Origin of the sequence: Maridesulfovibrio pacificus (SeqCode), assembly GCF_048612815.1 — a bacterium.
GTDB classification, from domain to species: Bacteria; Desulfobacterota; Desulfovibrionia; order Desulfovibrionales; family Desulfovibrionaceae; genus Maridesulfovibrio; species Maridesulfovibrio pacificus.
Genome location: NZ_JBLZNE010000003.1, coordinates 209,932 through 231,628, shown reverse-complemented (window position 1 = coordinate 231,628; position 21,697 = coordinate 209,932). Strand labels below are relative to the sequence as shown.

The following is a 21,697-nucleotide window of genomic DNA, read 5'->3' as shown; positions in this document are numbered from 1 at the left end:
AGTAACGAGCAAATTACCAAGGCACTCAATAAATACATACCATAAAAGATTTGAGTTACGAACCAAGAGAACACCGCTGTAAAATAACACTTTAAGAACAAAAAAAGAGCTTTAATAATGCCCTGCAACCCAAATTATTTCAACCCCCTCGTCATAGCCGAAGTCTCCAGCAATCACAGTTGCGAGATTAAACGTTGCTACGATTTCATTGATACAGCTGCACGAATCTGCTGTGGAGCTGTAAAATTACAATTATTCAAAATTAATGAACTTTTCGCGCCGGAAATTCTTGCCCAGAGCACCGAACATCGTGACCGGGAGCGCTGGGAACTACCTGAAAATTTTGTACCACTCATAGCAGATCGCTGCCGGGAGCAGGGGATTCTTTTTTCCTGCACTCCATTTTATCTTGATGCTGTCAATATTCTGACGCCGCATGTGGACTTCTTTAAAATAGCCTCTTATGAACTGCTCTGGACCGATCTGCTTGTAAAATGTGCGTCCAGCGGCAAGCCGGTAGTTCTTTCCACCGGAATGGCTGATATGAATGAGATAGGTGCAGCGGTACAAACATTACGCGAGGCAGGATGTATTGACCTGACCCTGCTGCACTGTGTATCCGGCTATCCCGCCCCTGTGGAACAGGCCAATCTTGCGGCCATGCAGACCATGAAAGATAAATTCAATTGCAAAATCGGTTGGTCTGACCATACAGTGAGCGAAGCCGTCATCCAGCGGGCAATCCATAAATATGATGCACAGATGATTGAGCTGCATCTTGATCTTGATGAAACCGGTGAAGAATACAAATTCGGACATTGCTGGCTACCGGGGCAGGTGGAAGAAATGATCAGAAGCATTCAAGATGGCTTTGCTGCCGACGGTGACGGGATTAAGAAACCAGTTGAAGCTGAATTGCCTGACCGTGAATGGCGGGCTGATCCGGAGGACGGACTTCGCCCTTTGAAATCAATAAGAAAAACATGGAAAGCTGATTAAATGGCCAGTGCGGACAGTAAAATCAAAAATATTTCTGAACTTGCGGAAATCGCGAAGGAACTGCGCGAGAACGGCAAACGGATCGTACTCTGCCACGGAGTCTTCGACCTGCTGCACATCGGGCACATCCGCTATTTCAATCAGGCCAAAGAACACGGGGATGTATTAATAGTTACCCTGACCCCGGACCATTATGTAGACAAAGGGCCGGATCGTCCGGCATTTACCGAAATCCTGCGCGCAGAAGCATTGGCCTCACTTGGGGAAACCGATTACGTAGCTATCAATGAATGGCCCACTGCCGAAGAGACTTTGCGTGCTATCCGCCCGCACGTTTACGCCAAGGGAGATGAATTCAAGGACATCGATAACGATCCGCTTGGCAAGATCGGTAAGGAAGCTGACGTGGTCCGTGAGATCGGGGCAGAACTGATCTTCACCTCAGACATCGTCTACAGCTCATCCAACCTGATCAACCGCTACCTTAACCGCAACAGCGAAGAGTTGGACGAATACCTGAAAATGTTCCGTAAGCGCTACCAACTGGACGAAGTACTGGAGCATCTGGAACGCATGCAGGACCTCAAGGTACTCATCATCGGCGACACCATCCTTGATGAATACCAAATCGCCTCTACGCTGGGTAAATCTTCCAAGGACCCTATCCTCGCCCTTAAATACCAATCCCACGAGCTCTATGCCGGGGGGGCGCTGGCTGTAGCCAATCATGTTGCCAACTTTGCAGGGGAAGTAACCCTGTTAACCATGCTCGGTGAAAAGGAACGCTACGAGGATTTCATCCGCGAAAAGCTGGACTCCAAAGTCAGTCCCCATTTTTTCACCCGACCCAAAGGTCCGACCACCCTTAAACGCAGGTTCATTGACAGCTATTCCCTGAACAAAGTCATGGAAATATACGTCATGGACGACAGTCCGCTGCCGGAACAGGTGGAACAGGAAATCTGCTCTGAGTTGGACAAGATCATTTCCGAATACGATCTCGTGCTGGCTGCGGACTTTGGACACGGCCTGATCAGTCCCGCTGTGGTGGACATGCTTGTAAAAAAATCCCCCTACCTAGCCGTAAACACACAGGCCAATGCCGGTAACCGCGGGTTCAATACCATAGGCAAATATTCGCAGATGGACTTTTTCTCACTTGCAGAACATGAACTGCGTTTAGAAACTCGCGACCAGATCAACGAACTGCGCCCCTTGCTCATTGAAACCGGAGACCGCTTGAAGACTAAAATATGTCTGGTTACTCAGGGTAGCAGAGGCTGTTCGCTTTACAACCCAGCCAGTGAATTTGTACGCATCCCCTCCTTCCAGTCCAATGTTGTCGACCGTGTTGGAGCCGGTGACGCTTTGTTTTCCATTGCAGCCATGTCCGCCTGTATGGGGTTACATGAAGAACTGGTAGGTTTCCTCGGAAATATTGCCGGATCACTGGCAGTACAGATCATGGGGAATGACCGGGCCATCGACAAGCAATCCATGCGTAAATACATAACCGCGACAATGAAATAAAATGAGCAGCAAATACCGCCAATTCGACCGCAGCAGGTTGACCGTGCGTCCTCTTGAAGAACGCAAAAGCCTGATCGATACAGGGATTATTAAAACGATTCAGCCGTGCACCGAAGTTCACCCATCCCTTGAGACTATAGCCAAAGAATTAACCATAGCGCGGGATAAAAACAGTGCCCGCGTGCTTATGATCGGGGCGCACGTGATCCGTTCCGGTGTCCAGCATTATCTTTTCGAACTCATGGAAAAAGGGCTGATCAGCTGCATTGCGGTCAATGGAGCATGCGCCATCCATGATTTTGAATTCGCTCTTCTCGGGCAGACCACAGAATGCGTTGCAACCTATATCTCCAACGGTCAATTCGGCCTCTGGCAGGAGACCGGACTGCTCAACGAAATAATTTCCAAAGGAAATGCACAGGGACTTGGATTCGGTGAAGCCGTTGGCAAATATATTTATGAGAACAAACTCCCTCACGCTGAGATCAGCCTTTTCGCCAAGGCTTACGAATTGGGCATCCCTGTAACTGTGCATGCCGGAATCGGCTACGACATCATCCACGAGCATCCAAATTGCGATGGAGCCGCCATCGGAGAGGCCAGCTACCGCGATTTTCTGATTTTTGCCGCGCAGCTTGAACAACTTGAAAACGGGGTAGTCATGAATTTCGGCAGTGCCATTATGGCACCTGAAATTTACCTCAAGGCTCTGGCAATGGTTCGCAATGCCGCGGCAAGACCTATCCGTAACTTCACAACATTAGTATGTGATTTGCATGACCTACCCGAACAGGTTGGCAGCGAAGCTCCCAAAAGCGATGCCCAGTACTATTTCAGACCTTGGAAAACCATGCTGGTACGTACTGTAGCTGACGGGGGTAAGAGTTATTATGTCCGGGGATTTCATGACCAGACCATCCCCCAGCTCTATACTGCTGCCGTAAAACTTTAAGCACCGGAAAGAAGCTTTGTGGAATAAACACACGGAAAAATTACAGAACTGCCTTAGTTCCATAGAAGTAAGCGGAATCGATTGCTGTAAAGAAGGTTGCGATGAAGCTTTCTCCGTCTGGAAGGAGATGACCGAAAGACTGCGCCAGCAAGGTAAGATCATCTATCTTATCGGCAACGGGGCCAGCGCATCTATGGCCAGCCATTTTTCCGCTGACCTTGCAAAAAATGCCCATGTGCACACGCAGGTTTTTACCGATCTGGCACTTATTACCGCCCTTGCAAACGATATTTCATATGATCAGGTCTTTGTGGAACCGCTGAAGCGCAGGCTGACCCCTGATGATATGCTGGTGGCAATCAGCAGCTCCGGCAACTCGCCCAATGTGCTCAATGCCTGTAACTTTGCAGCTGAAACCGGAGCCTCGGTAGTTACCCTCAGTGCCATGTCTGCGGAGAACAGCCTACGCTCCATGGGCGATATAAATTTTTGGCTGCCTGCCGAGACCTACGGCATGGCAGAAACCGGGCATTCCTGCATACTCCATTATTGGATGGATTCAGTTTCCATTCCTGCCCCGTAAGGTTTTTCATGAGTGATAATTTACGCATAGATTCCCATAAGCTGCACCTGCACCCAAGCCGTGTTGCCAAATGGCTGGCTGGCGAGAACATCGGCCCGATTTTTATGGAGGTCAGTCCCAGCGGGGCCTGTAATCACCGCTGCCGCTTTTGCGGATACGATTTCATGAATTACGTACCCAAGTATCTGGACCTTGAAATATACCGCCAACGCATCCCCGGCATCGCTGCAACCGGAGTCAAAAGCATCATGTTCTCCGGCGAAGGCGAACCGTTCATGAACCGTAATTTCACTGAAATATGTACCGCCACCCTTGCTGCCGGGATTGATGTAGGCATCACTACCAACGGCGCGCTCATGGCTCCCGAAAAGCTGCGTCCCATGCTGGACCGGATTTCATGGATCAAAGTCAGCTGCAATGGAATGAGTCCCGGCTCATACGACTCTGTTCATCGCGGGCCAGAAGGCGATTTTGAAAAGGTCATGCAAAATCTGGGAGCTGCCGTTGCCATGCGCAGAGAGCTTGGTTCAAACTGCACCCTCGGATTGCAAAGCCTGCTCCTGCCGGAAAATGCGGGAGAGATGAAAGCACTGGCCCTGCACTGCCGCGAGATGGGTCTGGATTACATGGTGGTCAAACCTTATTCCCAGCATCCGCAGGGGATTACCAAGGAGTTTGACGGCCTCACCTACGAGGAGTTTAAAGAATTAGGGCGGGAGTTGCGTGAAATTTCCACAGATTCTTTCAATGTAATTTTCCGAGAAAAAACCATGGACCGTTTGCAGGATCAGGAACGTGGATATGAACGTTGCCACGCCCTGCCCTTCTGGTCATACATGGACGTGGACATGAATATCTGGGGTTGTGGAGTTTACATCGGCGATGACCGTTTTCATTATGGGAATCTCACCGAGCAGAGTTTTGAAGAGCTTTGGGCCGGAGAAAAACGTATGCAATCCCTCAAGTGGTGTAATTCTCAGCTCGATACGTCATCCTGCCGCGTTAATTGCCGTATGGACAAGATCAACCCTTATCTCTGGGAACTTAAAAATCCCGGTGCTCATGTAAATTTTATTTAAGTTGATGCGCTTCGCGCTTTTTTGAATGAAAAGATTTCGCCTCCCGGCGGGCGCTTTCAGCGGGACCAAAGGAGCTAAGCCCCTTTGGAATCCCTAGTTGGAGAGGACTTATGCTAATTGGAATCGACCTTGATAATACCATTATCCGCTATGACAATTCCTTGCATGGAATTGCCGTGGAACGTGGTTTGATTCCAAAGGATACTCCCGGAATTAAAAGAATTATTCGTAACGAAGTCCGCTCTTCGCATAGCGATATTGAATGGCAGAAATTACAGATCGCCATTTACGGGACTCACATGGATCGGGCGGAACTGATGCCCGGAGTCTGGAACTTTCTGGAAGGACTGAAGGAACGCGGAATCAAATTCCAGATTATCAGCCATAAGACACGCTATCCAAATTACGGCGAGCGCAAAGTTGATCTGCGCGCGGCGGCAATGGAATTCCTGCGTCAGCATAATTTTTTTTCCGAGTCCGGTTTAGGACTGACTGCGGATAATGTTTTCTTCCTGCCTACGCGAACGGAAAAAATCGCGACCATTCGTGAATTACAATGCTCCCTCTTCATTGACGATCTCAAAGAACTCTATCTCGAACCTGATTTCCCACAGCAGACCGCTAAGATACTTTTCTCTTTAGAACAAAACCTCGATATTCCCGGCGTGATCGTACTGCCGGATTTTGCCCAGATCAGCGATTTCGTATTTAAGGGGATAGAGAATGGAAAATTCTGATCCCAAAAAACTTGTCCAACGTCTGACTGATGAGACTCCGCTTAAAGCGGAACACATCCGCGCCGGACGTAACAGCAGGGTTTACCGCGTTGATTGTAAGTCCGGCAGGTACCTGCTGGCTAAATTCTACCTCCAGCCTACGGCAGATGGGCGCAGCAGACTTGAACAGGAATGGACCGCCCTGAAATTCATGACCGGATCAGGAATGACCAACATTCCCCGCCCACTGAAATTTGATGAATCCGTTCAAGGGGCAATTTATTCTTTCATCCACGGAAATCATGTTAAAGAGAATACGGTTCAAGACATTAAGGAAGTCGTCTCATTTCTAGCCAAGCTTAAAGAAATATCCAGACTTCCAGCGATAGAATTACCTCGCGCAGCCGAAGCTTGTTTTTCACCTGCAGAGCTGGTGTTCAATATCAAATCTCGACTTGAAAAATTACAAGACCTTCCTGCAGAAGACGAAATCTACCAAAGCATGCATTCGTTTCTTGAAAACAAATTCCTGCCAGCACTTGAAAAATGCATCGGCAATGCAAAGCAACATTTCCCCGCGGAACTGTGGACCGCCCAGCTACCCCAAAGAAATAGGGCACTCAGCCCGTCCGACTTTGGTTTTCACAATGCGTTACGCACTGAAAAAGGACTCGCCTTTGTAGATTTTGAATATTTCGGCTGGGATGATCCGGTTAAAGCGACCTCGGATTTCCTGCTTCATCCGGCTATGGATTTAAGTGCGCAACAGATGGTAGCTTTTTTCGCGGGCATGAAAAATATTTTTAAAAGCGATGAGAGATTCGTTCTGCGCTTCAAAGCCTATCTACCTCTCTTTCGCCTGAAGTGGTCTATGATTCTGCTTAATGAGTTCATGAACCAGCACCTTGAACGGCGGGAGTTTGCCAGTGGTGATGTTGGCAAACGCAAAACCCTGCGCGCACAACAACTTGATAAGGCCGAAAATTTCCTTAATAAAGATCAACAGATACTAACCGTACTGAATTTACGGAATTAATACAGCGGAGATAATTTTGGACCAGCGTTCTAAACAACTCAGAAAAAAAATTGTGGATGTGCTCCACCATGCCGGACGCGGTCACATCGGCCCATCCATGTCCTTGGTGGAAATGTTGCGCGTGCTTTATGATTCGGTTTTAGAATATGACCCCGCAAACCCGCAATCGGCGCAACGGGACCGTTTTATTCTCAGCAAAGGGCACGGCTGCCTTGCCCTCTATGTTCTGCTGGCGGAAAAAGGTTTCATCAGTGAGGAAGAACTGTTCAGCTTCTGCTCCTTTGACGGACTGGTGGGAGGACATCCCACTGCCAAAACACCGGGAGTGGAATTCGCTACCGGAAGTCTTGGGCACGGATTATCGCTTGCAGTGGGAGTTGCTGCCGCACTTAAAATCGACAAATCAAGAAGCCGCGTATTCACAGTGCTCGGTGACGGGGAATGCGGCGAAGGCTCTGTCTGGGAAGCAGCCATGAGCGCAGCCCGCCAGAAGCTCAGCAACCTTACCGCCATTGTGGATTACAACAAGCTGCAATCCTACGGTCCCACTGAAGATATTTCCGGACTGGAACCTTTTGCCGATAAATGGAAAGCTTTCGGCTTTGCAGTGCGTGAAGTTGACGGACATGATGTTGAAGCTCTGGAACAGACTTTTGCGGCCCTGCCCTTTGCCGCAGACAAACCTACGGCCATCATCTGCCATACGGTCAAAGGCAAGGGTATCCCTTTTGCCGAGGGCAATCCTAACTGGCATCACAAAACCAAAATGTCTGACGAAGACCATGCCCGGATGATCAAAAGCATCGAGGATTACCATGCGTAAAGCTTGTCTGGAACAGGTATATCAACTAGCAAAAAAAGATGAACGGGTTGTCTTCGTAGGTTCCGACCTTGGAGCGGGCACTCTTTCCCATTTTCAAGATGAGATGCCGGAACGTTTTTTCATGGAAGGTATTGCCGAAGCGCATGCCGTAGGTATGGCTTGCGGTATGGCGCACGAGGGCAAGATTGTCTACGTGAACACCATCCAGAGTTTCCTGACTCGGCGCTGCTACGAGCAATTGCTGCTTGATGCCTGCCTGCACAATTTAAATGTGCGCTTCATCGGCAATGGCGGCGGACTAGTCTATGCCCCGCTCGGCCCCACCCACTGGGCCACTGAGGATATTTCCATCCTGCGGGTTATGCCCAACCTGACAATCCTTTCCCCGGCGGATGCTGAAGAAATGGACCGTCTCATGCCGCACACCTTGGACCACCAAGGCCCCATCTTCATCCGGCTGGCCAAGGGTTACGACCCCATAGTCACCGAAGAGGATTCTTTTGAAATCGGTAAAGCCTGTCCCTACCGAGAAGGAAAAGACGTACTGCTCATCGGTTGCGGTGTAATGCTGGGTATTATGAAACAGGCTGGCGAATTGCTGGAGAAGTCTGGAATCGAAGCCTCAATCCTGCACCTGCCAACCATCAAACCGCTGGACACCGAGGCAATCATTTCACGGGCGCGGGGAACACGGGCGGTAATCACAGTGGAAGAAAATACCACGCTCGGCGGTCTCGGCAGCGCAATAGCCGAAATTCTCGCTGAAGCCTGCCTGCCCAATCCGCTACGCATGAAACGAATCGGATTGCCGGACTCATTCAGCGAAAACTACGGCTCGCAACTCCACCACTTCGCGCACAACGGACTAACTGCTGAGAATATCGTTGTTGAAGCAAAAAAACTGCTCAAATAGCATATGACTATTTGGCATGTAGCGCGGCGAAGCCATAATAAAAGGTTTTGGGATTCTTAAACCCTTTTGCAAAAGGGTTTAAGCCGCCGGAGGCAAAATTAAATGATCAGACTATCACCGCATATGGCATACAACCTGAAGAAGGACCCTAAGCGACTGGCATTCGTGCTGGCCCGCTACTCCTTTGCCGCCCAGATGACAGCAGACTGCGGGAGCATTCTTGAACTGGGCTGTAGCGAGGGAGTTGGTGCTTCCATGCTGCACGGTGGAACGAAACCATATCTCGGTATGGACCTCGACACCCCGGCTATTGAAGCGGCTCAGAACAATTTTGCAACCGACAAGGTTCGCTTTAAAAATGAAAATTTCCTGCACATGGATGAAGACAAATTTGAAGCAGTGGTCAGCCTCGATGTTGTAGAACATATTTCCAAGGGCGCAGATGAAGATGCATTTTTTAAAACGATATATGACAACATTACCGCAAATGGAGTCTGCGTCATCGGCACCCCGAACATTACCAGCACCCCATACGCATCCCCGGAAAGTATGCGCGGTCATGTTAATATGTTCGATGCCATGCGTTTAAAATCAGCCTTGGAAAACTACTTTAAAAACGTGTTCATTTTTTCCATGAACGATGAAGTGGTTCACACCGGATTTCATTCCATGGCTCATTATCTGTTCGCTGTGGGCTGCAACAAAATTACCTATAAATAATCATGACAAATTCTACAAAAAATCCAGAAAAAGTTTGGGCCGATATGATCAATGAATTCGGAGATGATCATGGTCCGCTGACTCCGAAACTGGCCCAAGCTTTTACCCATGATCCCTATGGATTGATGGAGCAATGCTCATGGTTCAAGTTCGCAGGAAAAATGATCGGTAAAAAAGAAAGGGTGCTGGTTTATGACCATCTGGAAGGACTGGGAGGATGGACTGTGGCCTGTGAAACAGGTCCGGTAGTGGCTGTTCTCGGCTCCTCCGATCCGCTAGATGAGATACGAGCCTCGTGGGCTGATGAGAAAATCATCTTTGAAAAGCACGATGAAATACTGCGTTCTGCTGATGACGAATTCGATGGTATCGTCCGCTTTAATGCTGGAGGAGAAATGACCGAGACGCATTGGGAAACTTTTATCGCAGACAGTGCGAATATACTTCGAGACGGAGGCGTGCTGGTAGCCGGAACAAAAGGTGACGATAAGTTCACTTTTACAAAAGAAGTTGCCGAAAAATATTTCAACCACGTCTTTGCTTTCGGCAAAGGCCAGCAACATCCACTGATCACCCCGGCAAACGCAACCATAATTCTGGCCTGCTAAGAGGTTATTTCATGGGAAAATTGCTCAATCTGGTTACCCCGCTGCATACCTCCAGCAAACGCGAATACCTGCCGCGCATGAACGATAACAAAGTAGATTGCATGCTTAAGGCCAAGGAATATGAATTCGATTACTGGGATGGTGACCGTCGCTATGGTTATGGCGGATACCGTTATCTGGAAGGCTACTGGATCCCGGTGGCAAAAGGACTGATCGAGACCTACGGCCTTGAAAAGGGAGCACGTATTCTGGATGTGGGCTGCGGAAAGGCTTTCCTGCTTTATGAACTGCACAAGCTGGGTATGGAAGTGCATGGATTTGATATTTCCCGCCACGGTCTCGAAGGAGCAAAAGAGGAAATCATAGAAAACCTGTTTATCCAGCGAGCCGAAGAACCTTTCCCATACAAAGACAATGAATTCGATCTGGTCATTTCCATCAATTCCCTGCACAACCTGCCCATCTTCAACCTCAAGAAAGCACTGGGCGAGATGGAGCGTGTCGGGCGAAATAAATATCTTTGTGTGGAAAGCTTCCGCAATGAACAGGAATTGTTTAACCTCCAATGCTGGGCCCTGACCTGTGAATCTTTTTTCAGCAAAGAAGAATGGGAATGGATATTCAAAGAATTTAACTACTCCGGCGACTACGAATTAATCTACTTCGAATAAATGGGAGAAACCATGCAACTCTATACCAACCTGAAAATTTTTCACTATCAAGACAAGCTTGACTCCCTGCCTCGCGAATCTGAAACCATCGAAGCACCCATTCATATTCGGATAAAGCCCACCAATGCGTGTAATCACAATTGTTCCTACTGTGCTTATCTTAACAAGGACCTGCAATTGGGGCAGGACATGTCCGTTGCTGACCGCATCCCTGCTCAAAAAATGGAAGAGATTGTGGAAGATTGCATTGAAATGGGTGTTAAAGCAGTAACTTTCAGCGGCGGAGGGGAACCTCTCTGCTACCCGCAACTGGCAACAACCGCCCGCACTCTGGCCGAGGGCGGGGTCAGCATCGCTACCTTGACCAACGGAGCTCTACTGCATGGAGAAGTGGCTGAAGTCTTTTCATCTCTGGGCACATGGATCAGAATTTCCATGGACGGCTGGGACGGCCCCAGTTATGGCCGCTTCCGCTCCGTAGGGAATGATGAATTTTCAAAAATCATGGCCAACATTGAAAATTTCAAAAAGCTGAACGGAAAATGCTTTTTGGGAGTGAGCTACGTAATCAACCGCGACAATGCAGACCACGTTTTTGAAATGGGCCAAAGACTTAAAGATGCAGGAGTGGACAGTATCAAATTTTCCGGCTGCGTTGTAAGTAACGACGGGCACGAGAACAACCGTTATCACGCTCCGGTATTCGGTCGAATCAAAGAACAGACCCAGCGGGCTAAAGCGGAACTGCAAACCGATGGATTCGAGGTCTTTGATGCCTATCATGAACTGGATGAAAAGTTCGATAAATCCTACCAATGGTGCCCATATCAACAAATTCTTCCGGTAATAGGCGCAGACCAGCAGGTCTATTCCTGTCAGGACAAAGCCTACAATCTTGATTGTGGATCACTAGGTTCTATCAAGGATGTGCGCTTTAAAGATTTCTGGTTCAATAATCGCGATAAGTTCTTCAAAATCAACCCGACAAAAGATTGCAACCACCATTGTGTTTCCAATGGTAAGAACATGTTGATCCTCGACTACCTGAACGCCAATCCTGACCATCTCCCTTTTGTTTAAAAGTGTATAAGTCATGAAAATTCTGGTAATCGGTGACGGTGTGCTGGGCACAGCAATCGCGCAGCAGGCAGGAAAATGCGGTCACGAAATATTTCAGACCTCACGCAAGAATCAGCAACTTATCCCGTTTGACTTTAAAGATGAACAAAAGTTCACTAATCTTCTAGAAGCTGATTGGGCTGTAATTGCTGCCGGAATTTCAGGCTACAAAGAGTGTGAGGAGAATCCAGAATCTCGCTTGGTTAACGTGGATCGCACAATCAAGCTTTGCCTCTTTCTGCTTAATCGCGGGACTAAGATTCTATTTCCTTCCAGCACAGCGGTCTTTGACGGGCAGACGGCATTTCCAGAACCTGACACTCCCACCTGTCCCAATACAGAATATGGCAGGCAGAAAATGGAGGTCGAAAAATTCCTACGCCAATACCCGAACCAGACTGCCATCGTACGCCTGACCAAACTATTAGGACGCGATACACCGCTCATTGCTGACTGGCTAGAAAATCTCGCTGCCGGACAAGAAATCACACCGTTCAAGGACCTGACCATTGCGCCAGTACTCTTTGAAGATGCGGCCCTTGCCTGCTGTAAGATCATGGAAAAGGGCGGCAATGGATTTTTCCATTGTTCCGGGCCTCAGGAAATCAGCTATCTTGAAGTCGGACGAATGCTCTGTGAAAAATCCGGCTTCAATTCCGAACTCTTCAAAGCTGCTACCTGCAAAGGGATCATTGACTACTGCCCGCCGCATTGCGGTCTTGATTCCAGCGCGACCGAGGAAATGATCCAGTTCAAATTTCCCACTCCAAAGCAGGTTATTGAAAGGCTGATACAAGCCCGTAATAAGCGTCATTAGTCATGGTAATAAAAAAAAGACCTGCTCTTATCCAAAAGCAGGTCTTAATGTTAACAAATACCTAAGGCCAAAAGCTACTTTCGGCCCTTCTTTCCTCCACTGCCGCCGGCGCGGACAAGTACAGGACTGCCGTGGCGATGACGGTGGCGGTGTTTACGCTTAACCATCAGAGGCAGAAATAAAAGAGTGCCTATCGCACCGAACAGGGCAAGTCTGGCTAATGTGCTCATACTGATTCCTCCGAAGTTCCTTCGACTTCTTTAGAAACTAAGGCATTTCCTTTTTCCCGGGCCTGCTCAACCAATGATTTCACATCACCCTTGATGCCTTCATACTGCTTGACGGTCCAATCCTTAGCCTTCAATCCCGCTTTGACAGTGCAGACTGCTGCCGGGCGAACTTTCTCAGACTTCAAAGCATATCCGGCCAAAATTCCGGCCGTGGCACCGGCTGCGAAAATTGCTATTCTTCCAAGAGCCATAATGACCTCCTATATTTTCACTGTTAGAGTTTAATTTATACCTCTCATAACTACAGTGCAAAGCCTGAAGGCAAATATCACTCTCAATTTTTCTCCTGCTTCCGTTCAGCCCAATTCTGCCGGACTTCGGCTATAAAATTATCCACCGCCGGAAACCCGTTTGTGCTTCTATGAATCAAATACATCTCAATTAACGGAAAATCTCCGCTCAACCTTTTAAACACAACTCCTTGCGGTTTTATACGGTCCATGCTTTCCGGCACAATGCCGATTCCTATATTGGCAGCAACAAGAGCGACGGTGGCACTCTTGCGTGTAGCCTCCTGAACCACATCGGGAACAAATCCGGCTTCGGAAAACACTCGCATCCATTCGTCATACAATCTGGGCTGCCCTTCACGAGGAAAGAATATAAACTGTTCTCCAGCCAGCTCCGAGACATCAACCGCCGCCCTCTCGGCAAAGGGATGGTTCTCAGGCACAACCAAGGCATATGACTCACGGTGGAACAACTCGCAATCAAGGTCTGAAACATCATGACGAAACAAACGGACAATTCCGGCATCAATATCACCGCTGCGCACGGCCTTGAGCTGATCATTGGTATACATTTCCCGCAAATCCAGTCGCACGGAAGGATACTGCATTTTATAATCACGAATAATATCAGCGAGTGGGGTCTCAAGAGCAGGCCCTATATAACCCAGAATAAATTGACCGCCCTGACCGGTGGCAGCATCAAGCAGATTTGACTTGGCCCTATCAATGGCCCGCAATATTCCGGGAGCATCTCGGAGTAATGAAACTCCCGCAGCTGTTAAAGCAACTGAACGTTTATTGCGTTGAAACAATTTGACTCCGAGTTCCTCCTCAAACTTTTTGATCTGCTGACTCAAAGGCGGCTGTGAAATATACAGCCGCTTGGCAGCCCGCCCGAAATGCAATTCTTCTGCCACCGCCAGAAAATATTTAAGCTGTCGTGTTTCCATTAGTAATATCTAACAGATATTACTCTGACTCAAAAGATATATTCGACATATTTATTACGAGGTCATAATTCTTACTCATCCATCAACACCAAATAACCGGAGATAATTATGTCTGTAGAAATGACCATGAAAACACTCGGCAACAGCGATATCGAAATTTCACCAATCGGCCTCGGCTGCATGGGACTGAGCGAATTTTACGGCCAGCCTGCATCTGAAAAGCAGGGCTGTGAACTGATCAACCACGCCCTTGATCAGGGAGTTAATTTCTTTGATACCGCAGATATGTACGGCGGAGGCCACAATGAAAAACTGCTCGCAAAAGCCCTGCAGGGACGCCGGGAAGAAGCAGTGATTGCAACTAAGTTCGGCATTGTGCGTGAGAACGGCGAGTACGCCCGGACCATCAGCGGCAAGCCGGAATATGTACGCAAAGCCTGCCACGAAAGTCTGCTCCGTCTGAAGACTGACTGCATAGACCTTTACTATATCCATAGAGTGGACAAAGACACTCCCATAGAAGAGACAATCGGAGAAATGTCCAGACTAGTGGAAGAAGGCAAGATCAAGGCCATCGGCATTTCGGAAGCTTCTGCAGAAACCCTGCGCCGAGCACATGCGGTCCACCCGCTTTCCGCACTGCAATCAGAATATTCCATGCTCACGCGCGATCCGGAAACGGAAATACTGGCCCTGACCCGCGAACTGGGCATCAGTTTTGTTCCTTACAGCCCAATCTGCCGGGGGCTACTCAGCAACTGGAAACCGTCCGAAGACAAAACAGATTTCAGGAACATGCTGCCCCGATTTCAAGGAGATGCATATGACAGTAACAAAGTCATCGCCGATGCCCTTGCCCTGATAGCGGAAGAAAAAGGATGCACGCTGGCACAGCTCTCACTGGCGTGGGTCTGCGCACAGGCAGAAAACATTATTCCAATTCCCGGAACTACAAAAATTCAAAATCTTGATTCCAACATCGGAGCAACACAGGTCAACCTGAGCAACGACGACCTTGCTGCCATTGAATCAATCCTCAAGAGCAACAAGGTCCAAGGAAACCGTTATACTGATGAAGGTATGAAAGGCGTGAACGCATAGAACAACAATCCCCTTCCTGCCATCTCGCAGGGAGGGGACTATAATGTAGAATTGCAAGCCTGTTCAATTCTGTACTCACCCGTCAGGGTGTGGTATAGTAGAGTTCCAGTATTGATTTCTGGACTTATCTATACTCATTCTGGACAGAATATAATGGCAAAGCACAAAAATAAACTTTCACAAATTGCCCTGTTAATCGCGGCGGTATACAGCATATTCGGTTTTTTTTGGATTTTATTTTCGGATAAACTGCTGACCCTTCTCGTTACCGAGACAGAGCTGATCAACACGATACAGACTTTCAAAGGCTGGCTCTATGTCCTGATCAGTGCCGCAATAATATATTTACTGATAGCAAGATATGACCACTCAGTTCAGAAAAATCATAATAAATATCAGAAATTAATAAACAATATAGTCGACCCATACTTCCTTGTAAATTCTAAGGGTGAAATCATAGATGCAAATAATGAAGCCATACTTTCCCTCGGGTACAGCCGGAATGAACTCTTGGGAATGTCCCTTGATCAGATAGACCCTAATCTTAATCTTGAGCAATGGATTAAAAGAATAGACCAAATTGATCTGGACCAACATCTTAAGCTTGAAACCAAGCACAAACGCAAAGACGGTACTATTTTTCCAGTAGAAGTGGTCGGCTGCATATTTGAAGAAGACGGTCAGAAATTCTGTTTATCCGTTGTAAGGGATATTTCCCATAGAATTAAGACACTGGAACTAATGGTCCAGAACGAAAAAATGAGTTCGCTAGGAGGTATGGCAGCGGGAATTGCCCACGAAATAAATAACCCACTCTCGGCAATACTTGGAGCATGCCAAAATATTACAAACCGTTGTTTCACAGATACCCCGAAGAACCTGCATACCGCCCAGGAATGTAATCTCGATTTGGAAGCAATGAGGGAATACATCCGTAAAAGAGATATCCTGCGTATGATTAGTTCAATTTCTGATGCCGGGGAAAGAGCCTCCAGAATAATCTCAAGCATGCTTAATTTCAGCCGTGGGGGTTCCCAGTCGATAAACACCTGCCACATCCAGAACATTCTTGATGAAAGCCTTGAGCTGATTTCCTCCGACTTCAGTTTCAGCAGCAACAACCAGTTTAAAAGGACAAAAATTGTAAGAGATTACCCCACAAATCCGGTTCAATTATGCTGCAATCGTAGCGAGATTCAACAGGTACTCATGAATCTGGTGAAAAACGCAAGTGAAGCCATGGCAGAAAAAAAATATACACAGGGAGAATACCCTGAATTAAACCTGAGAATAAAAGAAAGTGCTGACAAGATCATTCTGGAAGTGGAAGACAACGGACCGGGCATTCCCAAGAAAATACTAAAAAAAATATTCGAACCATTTTACACTACAAAAGACGTAGGTATGGGAACCGGACTGGGACTCTCTATCTCATATTTCATAATCACAGAACAACACCGAGGAGAAATGAAAGTCAGCAGTACACCCGAGTACGGCACTAAGTTTACTATCACACTCCCGAAATCCAGCTGTAATTACAACGATATTAAATACCCCGAAGAGGCCCGTTTCTAGAACCTCTTCGGGTCGTCACATTACTGCTTAATCAAAGTCAGCAGCATCTTAAACCGCTCCCGGGCCTCGAGGCCGTGGGGGATATTGGCAGGCATGACGATGGATTCGCCAGCCGCCACATTAAACACTTCATCGCCGATGGTTACTTCGGCAACTCCGTCCAGCACCTGCACCATGGCGTCACCCGGTGCACTGTGAGTGCTGATTCCTTCCCCGGCATCAAAAGCAAACAAAGTCAGGGAAATCTGCTTGACCTGTGAAAGGGTTCTGCTGACCACCTGCCCTTCCTGATAAACAACCAGATCGGTCAGGTTCAGTACCTTATTATGGTCAATATTCTTTATAGTTACGTCCTTAAGATTCTTGAGTTCCAAGTCAGCCATATCAACCTCCATGTAAAGGTCGGGTTTGGGATTCAGGTTGAATTTCTCAACCGCTACGGCTTATATTTCACACAAAGAGAGTAGGATTTATATGATGTAAGTCAATCCTACTTATTTTCTTTCTCAAAAACATAATACCCCACCGGGATGACCAACAGCGTAAACAGGGTTGAAGCAAACAGTCCGAAAATCAACGCCCAAGCCAGACCGGAAAAGATCGGGTCAAGAGTGATGGGCCATGCTCCAAGGGCAGTGGTAGCCGCAGTCAGGGCGATGGGCCTGAGACGAACCGAACCGGACTTGATGATAGCATCCTTCAATTCCATACCCTGTGCAACGGACTGACGGATAAAATCGATAAGCACCAGAGAATTACGGATAACGATTCCGCCCAACGCGATCATGCCTATCATTCCTGTTGCTGTGAAGAAAACCGGATCTGCAAAAGCCTCACCCACTGCTCCTTGCACGGTTCCGGCACTGATTAAATTAAGCAGCCAGAATCCGGGCATGATACCCAGCAAAGTCAATGGAATAGCGCACATGATCAGCAAAGGCATGGTAAATGATCCTGTTTCCACAATAAGCAGGATGTAGATACCCAGCAGGGCCGCACCGAATGCAAGGCCGAGGTCGCGGAAAACATCCAAGGTTATCTGCCATTCACCTTCTCCGGCCCAATCAGACCAGATGAACGGAGGCAGCGGGTCCTTGGCAAGCTTGCCCTGCATATCGAGGATGGCTTCCCCCGGCGCGCGTCCGGCCATTTCCGCAAATATGTAAACTACGCGCTTAAGATTCTTGTGGTAAACAGGTTGTTCGCGGCTGATTTCAACCAGACTTCCAAGCTCTGCCAGAGGCACACTCTTACCGTCTGAAGTGCGCACCTTGAGCTGTTCAAGGGAGGAAACGTCCGCCCGCCGCAGCAGCGGCAGAATAAGCCGCACAGGAAGCGGGTTTCGTTCGCCATGTTCATGAATATTAGCCGGAACCATGCCGGACAAGGCCATCTGCAAGGTGCTGACAACATCACGGGCACTAACGCCATGAAGGGCCGCCTTTTCCTTATCAAGTACAAAATCAATCATGGCCTGATCAGCTTCGGTGGAAGTGTCGATATCCACCACTCCAGGCTCCTGCTTCATGGTCGCGGCAATCTGCTGCGCCCCTTCGACAAGAGCAGAATAAGGTCGGTCCTCGGCACCGTAGACCTCCGTAGTGATAGTGGAGATTACCGGAGGTCCGGGCGGAGATTCCACGATCTTGATATTGGCATTGTTGTGCGCAGCAACCTGCTCCAACTCATTGCGCAAACGGAGCACAATGGCATGGCTTTGCTCTTCACGCTGTGACTTATCAGCAAGATTGACCCGTATGTCGGCCATATGTCCGCCTTCGCGCCAATAGTAATGACGGACCAGCCCGTTAAAATCCATGGGCGAAGGTTCTCCGGCATAGGTAACGAAATTGGTCACTTCAGGCACGGTTTTAAGAACCTGTTCCATTTCGCGGACCACACGGTCAGTCTGCTCAAGAGGTGTGCCTTCATCCATGTCGATGACAATCTGGAATTCATTCTTGTTGTCAAAAGGCAGCATCTTAAGCGGCACCTGCCTCATTCCGGCCAAAGCCATGGAAAAAACCAACCCGATTACGATCACACCCACCAGCAACCAGCGGCGGGCACGGGAGTCCAGAAAAGGTGTAATTATCCGGGTATACATAGCCTCGATGCGTCCCGGACCGGAAACAGTTGCAACCGTTTTGGGCTGCAAATCCTTGAGCAGGCGGAAAGCCAGCCAAGGCACAATAGTCAGGGCGCAGAACGTTGAAAAGGTCACGGTCAACGGCACATTGGCAGCCATGGGAGCCATGTACGGCCCCATCATCCCGGTAATAAAAAATAAAGGAACAAATGAAACAATAATCGCCAGCGTAGACATAATCACCGGAGGCAGAACCTCGGAGACCGCAGCAAGGGTAGCCTCGGACGGCTTTTTCTTTTTCATGAGAATATGCCGCTGGATATTATCCACATTGGTGATCGGGTCATCTACCACCAATCCAAGTGAAAGGATAAGCGCGAAAAGAGTTACCCGGTTGATGGTGTAACCGAGCAGATAGTTGACGAAGAGAGCCAGTGAAAAACTGATCGGTACCGCCAGAGCCACAACCGCAGCCTCGCGCCAGCCAAGGGTAAGAGCCAGCAGAATAACCACGGTAACCACCGCAAATCCCAGTGATCCAAGCAACTCATCAACCTTGGCATCGGCAGTCTTGCCATAATCGCGGGTCACCTGTACTTCGATCCCGGCAGGAAGGATGGCTTGCTTAAGCTGCTCCATGCGTTCAAGCACGGCCTCGGCAACCTTAACCGCGTTGGTCCCTTTTTTCTTGGAAAAGGCGATGGTAACCGCCGGACGGGAACCTTGCTCCGGGTCTTGTCCGGTCCGGGTCAGGTACATGCGGGAAAAACCGATTCGCGAATAAGAGTCTGCCTCCTGAGGACCGTCAAACACCTCAGCCACATCACGCAGGTATACCGGACGGGAGTTAAAGACTCCGATCACAAGATTACGCACATCAGCAGCATCTTCCAAAAAAGAATTGGCGGAAATTATGATCTCGCGGTTTCCGGAAAGCACAGATCCGGCAACAGCGGACTGGTCCGCCCCTTGAAGTGCCCCGGCTATTTCCAGCGGAGAGACATTGAATCCGGCCATGCGTTCAGGCAGTAATTCCACCCGCACTTCACGAGAACGACCGGAGACCAGAGAAACGCGTGAAAGATCCTCAACCTCTGCCAGACGGGAAGCGAACTCTTCAGCCACCCTTCGTAATTCAAAATCGGAAATATCTTCACGCCCTTCAGCCGGATAGAGGGTCAGGGCTACGATAGGGACATCGTCAATTTCAACAGGCTTGATGACCCAACCGGAAGCAATTCCCGGTGCTATATCCGTATTCTTGGCAATGGCATTGTGCAGCTTGATCAAGGATTCCTCACGGTCCTCGCCCACATAAAAGCGGACCGTGACCATGGAAGAATCCCGACGGGAAATGGAATACACATACTCTACCCCGTCAATCTGCCAGAGAATACGTTCCAGCGGAGTGGTGATCAGTTTTTCAACCTCTTCCACCCCCGCGCCGGGAACCTGCACCATAATATCCGCCATCGGTACCACGATCTGCGGTTCTTCCTCACGGGGGGTAAGCTGGACAGCAGCAATACCGAGCAACAAAGCACCGATAACCAGCACCACTGTCAGCTTGGAATGCAGGAAGAACCGGACTGCTGAAGCGATCAGCCCTTGAGCCTGTTCTGGATTCAATGGGGCAGACATTATTGCTTACCTCCAGTGGCGGAAAGCTCAAAGCCCACTGTTTCATTACCGCTCAGACCGGAAAGTATCTCCAGCTTATCTCCGTATCGCGCACCGCTGCGGACATAGACCGGCTCCCAGTTTTCACCGATTTTAACCAGCACAGTCTCAAGCTGGCCTACACGGGACACTGCTCTTGCCGGGAGGAATACAGTCTTCTTTTTACCGACAGGTATAAGCAACCGTCCGAACATACCGGGATAAAGTCCGGGCAAAGGCTCCAATCCGACTTTGACCAGAAAGGTACGGGTCAAAGGATCAGCAGAAGGAACTACTTCCTCAACTATCGCCTCACCTTTCTCACCAAGAGCCTGAATATCAACATCCAGTTTCTGGCCGATGCGCACCTGTCCGATGACGCCCTCACGCACAAGAGCTTCCAGACGTAATGTTCCTCCGGTCTGAATCATCATGAGAGTCTTGCCGGGAAAAGCAAGATCACCGGGTTCGACCATACGCTTGGCAACTTCGCCATCAGCCGGAGCGGTAATAGTTGTATAATCAAGATTAATGCGGGCTGCCTCCACTCCTTTTCTGGCCTGTCGAACCCTTGCGGAGGCAGCGTCCAGACCATCTTCAGCCTGTGCCAGCACAGCTCTGGCTTTAAGATAAGCAGCTTCAACGCGCTCAAGTTCATCCTGTGTGGCAACCTTATCCGCAAAAAGTTTCTTCATCCGCTTCCATGTAGCAGTAGCTGTGCCGGATTCAGCCTTAGCCGCATTAATGGCTTCGCGGGCCTGACGTTCGGCGGCCTCTGCGGATTTGAGTCCTTGCTGGGAACTCTCAAGCCGTGTCTTAAACTCGCGGGAATCCATCACAATGAGTTTATCGCCTTTGCGGACCTTCTGACCGGAGCGAACCATGACATTAAGAACTTTTCCGGTAACCTGTGCTTCAATGGAAGCTTCAGTTTCAGGACGGACGGTTCCGACGGCTTCATAAACAACAGGAACATCGACTAGTTCTGCTACGGCAATACCTGCCGGAACTTCTACCCTGCGAATTGAGACCACACGCCCCTCTTCAATCATTCCAGACTTAAACGAACCAGTCATCCAGAGCACCAGAAACATTATCGCAGCACCAAGCATGGCCACCAGAATACATTTTTTTGTCATATATCACTCCAGAAAGGCTAAAAACTAAATATGTGAAAGATATTATTACAGGTTTTATACAATCCTTAAACAACTGTTTCAATTACAATCATTATTAA

General features: G+C 48.7%; 22 protein-coding genes. 16 read left to right on the top strand and 6 right to left on the bottom strand.

Annotated features, from left to right (window positions below; genetic code table 11):
• The first annotated feature begins 117 nt into the window (after nucleotides 1–117).
• The 14 genes from ACNI23_RS20375 to ACNI23_RS20310 all read left to right on the top strand — a co-directional run bounded on the left by ACNI23_RS20375 (nucleotide 118) and on the right by ACNI23_RS20310 (nucleotide 12,566).
• Nucleotides 118–999 (top strand): N-acetylneuraminate synthase family protein, encoded by an 882-nt coding sequence (locus ACNI23_RS20375; protein ID WP_420251050.1) that lies wholly within the window; start codon nucleotides 118–120, stop codon nucleotides 997–999.
• Complete coding sequence (locus tag ACNI23_RS20370; protein ID WP_420251049.1) at nucleotides 1,000–2,529, top strand: PfkB family carbohydrate kinase; 1,530 nt, start codon at nucleotides 1,000–1,002, stop codon at nucleotides 2,527–2,529.
• A 1-nt stretch (nucleotide 2,530) separates the two neighbouring features.
• Nucleotides 2,531–3,481 (top strand): GSU2086 family protein, encoded by a 951-nt coding sequence (locus tag ACNI23_RS20365; protein WP_420251048.1) that lies wholly within the window; start codon nucleotides 2,531–2,533, stop codon nucleotides 3,479–3,481.
• Nucleotides 3,482–3,497: 16 nt separating this feature from the next.
• Nucleotides 3,498–4,064, top strand: a complete 567-nt coding sequence (locus ACNI23_RS20360; RefSeq protein ID WP_420251047.1) for an SIS domain-containing protein — start codon at nucleotides 3,498–3,500, stop codon at nucleotides 4,062–4,064.
• An 8-nt stretch (nucleotides 4,065–4,072) separates the two neighbouring features.
• Nucleotides 4,073–5,143 (top strand): radical SAM protein, encoded by a 1,071-nt coding sequence (locus ACNI23_RS20355; RefSeq protein WP_420251045.1) that lies wholly within the window; start codon nucleotides 4,073–4,075, stop codon nucleotides 5,141–5,143.
• Nucleotides 5,144–5,253: 110 nt separating this feature from the next.
• Nucleotides 5,254–5,880 (top strand): HAD family hydrolase, encoded by a 627-nt coding sequence (locus tag ACNI23_RS20350; RefSeq protein WP_420251044.1) that lies wholly within the window; start codon nucleotides 5,254–5,256, stop codon nucleotides 5,878–5,880.
• Nucleotides 5,867–6,895 (top strand): phosphotransferase family protein, encoded by a 1,029-nt coding sequence (locus ACNI23_RS20345; protein WP_420251043.1) that lies wholly within the window; start codon nucleotides 5,867–5,869, stop codon nucleotides 6,893–6,895. Before ACNI23_RS20350 ends, ACNI23_RS20345 begins: the two co-directional genes overlap by 14 nt.
• A gap of 16 nt (nucleotides 6,896–6,911) precedes the next feature.
• Nucleotides 6,912–7,718, top strand: coding sequence for a transketolase (locus tag ACNI23_RS20340; protein ID WP_420251042.1), 807 nt, complete (start codon nucleotides 6,912–6,914; stop codon nucleotides 7,716–7,718).
• On the top strand, nucleotides 7,711–8,631 hold the full coding sequence (locus tag ACNI23_RS20335; RefSeq protein WP_420251041.1) for a transketolase family protein: 921 nt from the start codon (nucleotides 7,711–7,713) through the stop codon (nucleotides 8,629–8,631). The genes ACNI23_RS20340 and ACNI23_RS20335 overlap by 8 nt, the downstream gene beginning before the upstream one ends.
• A 102-nt stretch (nucleotides 8,632–8,733) precedes the next feature.
• The gene (locus tag ACNI23_RS20330) at nucleotides 8,734–9,351 is read left to right on the top strand and encodes a class I SAM-dependent methyltransferase (protein ID WP_420251040.1); all 618 of its coding nucleotides are present in this window, start codon (nucleotides 8,734–8,736) and stop codon (nucleotides 9,349–9,351) included.
• 44 nt (nucleotides 9,352–9,395) lie between these two features.
• Nucleotides 9,396–9,959, top strand: coding sequence for a hypothetical protein (locus tag ACNI23_RS20325; protein ID WP_420251039.1), 564 nt, complete (start codon nucleotides 9,396–9,398; stop codon nucleotides 9,957–9,959).
• Between the two features lie 11 nt (nucleotides 9,960–9,970).
• Nucleotides 9,971–10,630 carry a class I SAM-dependent methyltransferase gene (locus tag ACNI23_RS20320; protein WP_420251038.1) on the top strand — a complete coding sequence of 220 codons (660 nt, stop codon included), beginning with the start codon at nucleotides 9,971–9,973 and terminating at the stop codon, nucleotides 10,628–10,630.
• A 12-nt stretch (nucleotides 10,631–10,642) separates the two neighbouring features.
• Nucleotides 10,643–11,710 carry a radical SAM protein gene (locus ACNI23_RS20315; RefSeq protein WP_420251037.1) on the top strand — a complete coding sequence of 356 codons (1,068 nt, stop codon included), beginning with the start codon at nucleotides 10,643–10,645 and terminating at the stop codon, nucleotides 11,708–11,710.
• Between the two features lie 13 nt (nucleotides 11,711–11,723).
• Nucleotides 11,724–12,566 (top strand): SDR family oxidoreductase, encoded by an 843-nt coding sequence (locus ACNI23_RS20310; protein WP_420251036.1) that lies wholly within the window; start codon nucleotides 11,724–11,726, stop codon nucleotides 12,564–12,566.
• 74 nt (nucleotides 12,567–12,640) lie between these two features.
• Here the strand turns inward: ACNI23_RS20310 and ACNI23_RS20305 are convergent, their stop codons facing one another.
• The 3 genes from ACNI23_RS20305 to ACNI23_RS20295 all read right to left on the bottom strand — a co-directional run bounded on the left by ACNI23_RS20305 (nucleotide 12,641) and on the right by ACNI23_RS20295 (nucleotide 14,036).
• Nucleotides 12,641–12,796 (bottom strand): hypothetical protein, encoded by a 156-nt coding sequence (locus ACNI23_RS20305; protein ID WP_420251035.1) that lies wholly within the window; start codon nucleotides 12,794–12,796, stop codon nucleotides 12,641–12,643.
• Nucleotides 12,793–13,047, bottom strand: a complete 255-nt coding sequence (locus tag ACNI23_RS20300; protein WP_420251034.1) for a hypothetical protein — start codon at nucleotides 13,045–13,047, stop codon at nucleotides 12,793–12,795. The genes ACNI23_RS20305 and ACNI23_RS20300 overlap by 4 nt, the downstream gene beginning before the upstream one ends.
• A gap of 83 nt (nucleotides 13,048–13,130) precedes the next feature.
• Entirely contained in the window at nucleotides 13,131–14,036 is a 906-nt protein-coding gene (locus tag ACNI23_RS20295; protein ID WP_420251033.1) for a LysR family transcriptional regulator, read from the bottom strand.
• Nucleotides 14,037–14,144: 108 nt separating this feature from the next.
• On the opposite strand from ACNI23_RS20295, the gene ACNI23_RS20290 reads away from it, so the two are divergent.
• Together ACNI23_RS20290 and ACNI23_RS20285 are read left to right on the top strand one after the other, a co-directional pair.
• On the top strand, nucleotides 14,145–15,137 hold the full coding sequence (locus ACNI23_RS20290) for an aldo/keto reductase (protein WP_420251032.1): 993 nt from the start codon (nucleotides 14,145–14,147) through the stop codon (nucleotides 15,135–15,137).
• A 153-nt stretch (nucleotides 15,138–15,290) separates the two neighbouring features.
• Complete coding sequence (locus tag ACNI23_RS20285; RefSeq protein ID WP_420251031.1) at nucleotides 15,291–16,712, top strand: two-component system sensor histidine kinase NtrB; 1,422 nt, start codon at nucleotides 15,291–15,293, stop codon at nucleotides 16,710–16,712.
• 20 nt (nucleotides 16,713–16,732) lie between these two features.
• Here the strand turns inward: ACNI23_RS20285 and ACNI23_RS20280 are convergent, their stop codons facing one another.
• The 3 genes from ACNI23_RS20280 to ACNI23_RS20270 form a co-directional block, all read right to left on the bottom strand.
• Nucleotides 16,733–17,095, bottom strand: a complete 363-nt coding sequence (locus ACNI23_RS20280) for a cupin domain-containing protein (protein WP_420251030.1) — start codon at nucleotides 17,093–17,095, stop codon at nucleotides 16,733–16,735.
• Between the two features lie 107 nt (nucleotides 17,096–17,202).
• Entirely contained in the window at nucleotides 17,203–20,442 is a 3,240-nt protein-coding gene (locus ACNI23_RS20275) for an efflux RND transporter permease subunit (protein ID WP_420251029.1), read from the bottom strand.
• Nucleotides 20,442–21,599: an efflux RND transporter periplasmic adaptor subunit gene (locus ACNI23_RS20270; protein WP_420251028.1), complete on the bottom strand. Its 1,158-nt coding sequence runs from the start codon at nucleotides 21,597–21,599 to the stop codon at nucleotides 20,442–20,444. The genes ACNI23_RS20275 and ACNI23_RS20270 overlap by 1 nt, the downstream gene beginning before the upstream one ends.
• Between the last annotated feature and the right edge of the window lie 98 nt (nucleotides 21,600–21,697).

Bases quoted from the DNA above. Each gene is read 5' to 3' on its own strand.
- ACNI23_RS20375 (WP_420251050.1), top strand. From the start codon at position 118: ATGCCCTGCAACCCAAATTATTTCAACCCCCTCGTCATAGCCGAAGTC.
- ACNI23_RS20370 (WP_420251049.1), top strand. From the start codon at position 1,000: ATGGCCAGTGCGGACAGTAAAATCAAAAATATTTCTGAACTTGCGGAA.
- ACNI23_RS20365 (WP_420251048.1), top strand. From the start codon at position 2,531: ATGAGCAGCAAATACCGCCAATTCGACCGCAGCAGGTTGACCGTGCGT.
- ACNI23_RS20355 (WP_420251045.1), top strand. From the start codon at position 4,073: ATGAGTGATAATTTACGCATAGATTCCCATAAGCTGCACCTGCACCCA.
- ACNI23_RS20350 (WP_420251044.1), top strand. From the start codon at position 5,254: ATGCTAATTGGAATCGACCTTGATAATACCATTATCCGCTATGACAAT.
- ACNI23_RS20345 (WP_420251043.1), top strand. From the start codon at position 5,867: ATGGAAAATTCTGATCCCAAAAAACTTGTCCAACGTCTGACTGATGAG.
- ACNI23_RS20335 (WP_420251041.1), top strand. From the start codon at position 7,711: ATGCGTAAAGCTTGTCTGGAACAGGTATATCAACTAGCAAAAAAAGAT.
- ACNI23_RS20330 (WP_420251040.1), top strand. From the start codon at position 8,734: ATGATCAGACTATCACCGCATATGGCATACAACCTGAAGAAGGACCCT.
- ACNI23_RS20325 (WP_420251039.1), top strand. From the start codon at position 9,396: ATGATCAATGAATTCGGAGATGATCATGGTCCGCTGACTCCGAAACTG.
- ACNI23_RS20320 (WP_420251038.1), top strand. From the start codon at position 9,971: ATGGGAAAATTGCTCAATCTGGTTACCCCGCTGCATACCTCCAGCAAA.
- ACNI23_RS20315 (WP_420251037.1), top strand. From the start codon at position 10,643: ATGCAACTCTATACCAACCTGAAAATTTTTCACTATCAAGACAAGCTT.
- ACNI23_RS20310 (WP_420251036.1), top strand. From the start codon at position 11,724: ATGAAAATTCTGGTAATCGGTGACGGTGTGCTGGGCACAGCAATCGCG.
- ACNI23_RS20305 (WP_420251035.1), bottom strand. From the start codon at position 12,796: ATGAGCACATTAGCCAGACTTGCCCTGTTCGGTGCGATAGGCACTCTT.
- ACNI23_RS20300 (WP_420251034.1), bottom strand. From the start codon at position 13,047: ATGGCTCTTGGAAGAATAGCAATTTTCGCAGCCGGTGCCACGGCCGGA.
- ACNI23_RS20295 (WP_420251033.1), bottom strand. From the start codon at position 14,036: ATGGAAACACGACAGCTTAAATATTTTCTGGCGGTGGCAGAAGAATTG.
- ACNI23_RS20290 (WP_420251032.1), top strand. From the start codon at position 14,145: ATGTCTGTAGAAATGACCATGAAAACACTCGGCAACAGCGATATCGAA.
- ACNI23_RS20285 (WP_420251031.1), top strand. From the start codon at position 15,291: ATGGCAAAGCACAAAAATAAACTTTCACAAATTGCCCTGTTAATCGCG.
- ACNI23_RS20280 (WP_420251030.1), bottom strand. From the start codon at position 17,095: ATGGCTGACTTGGAACTCAAGAATCTTAAGGACGTAACTATAAAGAAT.
- ACNI23_RS20275 (WP_420251029.1), bottom strand. From the start codon at position 20,442: ATGTCTGCCCCATTGAATCCAGAACAGGCTCAAGGGCTGATCGCTTCA.
- ACNI23_RS20270 (WP_420251028.1), bottom strand. From the start codon at position 21,599: ATGACAAAAAAATGTATTCTGGTGGCCATGCTTGGTGCTGCGATAATG.